This is a genomic window from Jiulongibacter sediminis (assembly GCF_001306455.1).
GTDB lineage: Bacteria > Bacteroidota > Bacteroidia > Cytophagales > Spirosomataceae > Jiulongibacter > Jiulongibacter sediminis.
Map to the genome: position 1 here is coordinate 1 of NZ_LGTQ01000024.1, position 3,149 is coordinate 3,149.

The following is a 3,149-nucleotide window of genomic DNA, read 5'->3' on the forward strand; positions in this document are numbered from 1 at the left end:
ATACCGGCGAACCTTCCCTTTTGTTGGATGTTAAAAGTGATCATCAGGGGATTCTTATTCCCCGAATGACAGAAACCGAAAGGGATGCCATGCCCGGCCCACCATCTGGAACGCAGATTTTTAACGAAACCCAGGGCTCTCTGGAAATACTTGGACTTGGATGGATTGACCATTTTGGTTTAAAGATTCCCCAAGCTGAAATTGATTCCAATTTTCTGGAAGAAGAGAGCTGGAAGCTGATTGATAATGACTTATACCAGTATCAAACAAATGTGACTTTTGTTTTTGATTCAGCCGTTCATTTTATAAATACCGGTTCAGGGTTTCATTCAGTTTACTACCCGAAGACAGATACATGGAGTATAGCAGACTCTTTTCCAACACCGATGGCACCCCCGACTTCCGTTACTCAAGGTTTTCAAATTGGAAATACAGGATATATCCTTGGCCTCTGGGAAGTCGATCCTTCAAAGAATCTCCATACACAGCGTCTATGGGCCTATAACCCTGCTACGGATACCTGGACCCCAAAAGCTTCCTGTCCACAGTCCCGGGCTTTTGCCTCTTCTTTTGTAATTAATAATAAAGCCTATGTGCTAGGAGGTTTTACTACCAATACAATTAACAATGACTACATCTTTCTAAAGGATTTCTATGAATATAACCCCATAGCCGATTCCTGGAAGAGGTTAACTGACTTTTATGTTCCTATTTATTCTGCAGCTACTTGCTCCCTTAATGGCAAGGGTTATACCATTTTTGGTGCCCTGAAATCAGGATTTGGAGAAATTTATTCGTCCAATTTATATGAATATGATCCGGTGAGTGATAGCTGGTCCTTCCGGTCGTCTTTGAGTTTAGATAAGGGTCGTTTATATGCCCTTGGTTTCAGCATGAATGGCAAAATCTATGGAGGGTTTGGTAATAGGACTAATGACCCGGGATCTAAACGCTATGATTTATGGGAATATGACCCTAACATAAACGAATGGACAGAGATAGCCACAACAGGGATTCATTACATTTCTACAGAGCATTCGGTAAGTGTTATAGGTGATAAAGCCTACATGGGTGGAGGGCCTTTTTATGTTTATCACAAAAAGAAATACCGGCACAGTACAGAGGTAAATGAAGCTCAAAACATTAATACCACTATTTGGAATAGGCAAAACAATGTATTACAAACAGATAGTCAGCATATAGGCATAGGAACTTCTGAACCTCTGGCCACTTTGGATGTTAACGGTTCATTGAAAGTGGACAACTGGTTCTCTGAACAACTCACAGAGAACGGCTTCGTAAACATGGCTGGTGTGTTATTACAATGGGGAACAGCCAGTTATTCTACCAATAACATTCAAAATGTGGTTTTCCCAACTCCTTTTCAAACACTTTATTCAGTAACCGCAAACCTGCATAGTGAAGCCAATAACGGCTCAGGGGCCAATGCACCGGTTAAATTGGTCGGGACCTCGCCCTCTAGTTTTAACATAGCCGGAACCAAAGGTTTTAGTGGAGACGCTGTTTCAAAAGTACGGTGGATAGCCGTAGGTAAACCCAATTAAATCAATGCAGAAGCTCATTATTCTTTTACTTTTTGTTGGCGTTTATTGCAGGGCACAGTCAGTTCTAATTGACCCTTCAAACCCTTCGGCCCTTGTGGAAATGAACAGCAAAACCAGTGGCTGGGAAGTACCCAGGATTACCACGGAACAGCGAAATCAGATGGTCAATCCTGTGGAGGGATTGATGATCATAAATGCTGATAATGATTGCCTGAACATATATAACGGGTCTAACTGGATCATTAACTGCGGTTATACTGAAGTAGCGGCAGGTGAGTATAGAAGTGTACTTCGGCCGAGTGACGACCGGGAATTTAACACCCTTGCCTGGCGTGTTTCTCATGATACCCTCTCCAGTATCAACAGTGGAAATGTGGGTGTAGATAATGAGTATCCTACGGCTAAATTAGATGTAGGCGGAACACTCAAAGCCAATGCCTGGCTTGATCAGATGCATGGTCAGAATGGCTACGCCAGAATGGCGGGAGTTTTAGTGCAATGGGGAGAAGCCAGCTACACCAATAATACTTATCAGGTGATAACTTTTCCTTCCGTTTTTACACAAACTCCGGTAGTGAACGCTGTTGTGGACGCTGTCAGCAATACTGGATCAGGTGCTAACGTGCCGGTCAAGATAGGTCAGTTAACCAACAGCTCGTTTTCAATAGGAGGAACCCAGGTGTTTTCCAACGATACACAATCTAAAGTCAGATGGATAGCCATCGGAATATAGCCATGAAAACAATTTTATCTTTAATTCTTACTCTCTCCCTCTCTCTTTTTGGGGTGGGAAGTACTATAGCTCAGTATGGGCAGGATTTTATGAAACTGGAGAGTAGTACCCAGGGAGTCAGAATTCCGCGTCTTACTACCGAGGCCCGAGATACCATACCAAATCCTGTAGCCGGATTGATGATTTTGAATACAGACGATTACTGTCTCGATATGTATGACGGAACCCAGTGGACAAAAAATTGTGGATTTGAAGAAGCCAGCCCTACTGTTCTTAAAGCCGTAAAACCACATCTTCCAAACGCCAAAATCTCAGAGTCAGGCTGGACTGTAGATGAGCAACATATCTACTCAAATAAAGGTCTCAAGGTAGGAATTAATACGGCTACTCCTGAAGCCGACCTCACTGTGAATGGCACTTTAAGAGCGGTTAGCTGGTACCAGCAAAACACCTCACCCACCGGCTTTGCCCGCATGGGCTCAATTATTATTCAATGGGGCAGAACCACTTATGAGAATAATAACATCAAGAAGGTCAATTTTCCCATTTCTTTTTCAAAGCTATTGAGTCTAACAGCTACCGTGGTAGAAACGGTAAATAATACCTTAGCATCCAATAAGCCAGCTAAAATTGTCAAAAGCACGTATGCAGACTTTGAAATTGGCGGTACAGAAGTATTCAGTACAGGGTCAAATTACCCTGAGGTACATTGGATGGCCATTGGGTATTGATTTACTAACAAAAAATACCTCTTCACAGCCGCACTGCCCGTCTTCACATACATTCATTCATTTCGATTGAAATAACGAAGCAACTTTGGTTCAAACAAGGAGCACATGAAACAGTTACTA

Annotated in this window: 3 protein-coding genes; all 3 read left to right on the forward strand. The window is 42.6% G+C overall.

The window, feature by feature from the left end; genetic code table 11:
- Positions 1-1,565 (forward strand): Kelch repeat-containing protein (locus AFM12_RS19375; RefSeq protein WP_310586894.1); only part of this gene is annotated, 1,565 nt, incomplete at its 5' end.
- 4 nt (positions 1,566-1,569) lie between these two features.
- Positions 1,570-2,298: a phage tail-like protein gene (locus AFM12_RS19380; protein ID WP_055152112.1), complete on the forward strand. Its 729-nt coding sequence runs from the start codon at positions 1,570-1,572 to the stop codon at positions 2,296-2,298.
- Between the two features lie 2 nt (positions 2,299-2,300).
- Complete coding sequence (locus AFM12_RS19385) at positions 2,301-3,029, forward strand: gp53-like domain-containing protein (RefSeq protein ID WP_131458507.1); 729 nt, start codon at positions 2,301-2,303, stop codon at positions 3,027-3,029.
- Positions 3,030-3,149 lie beyond the last annotated feature (120 nt).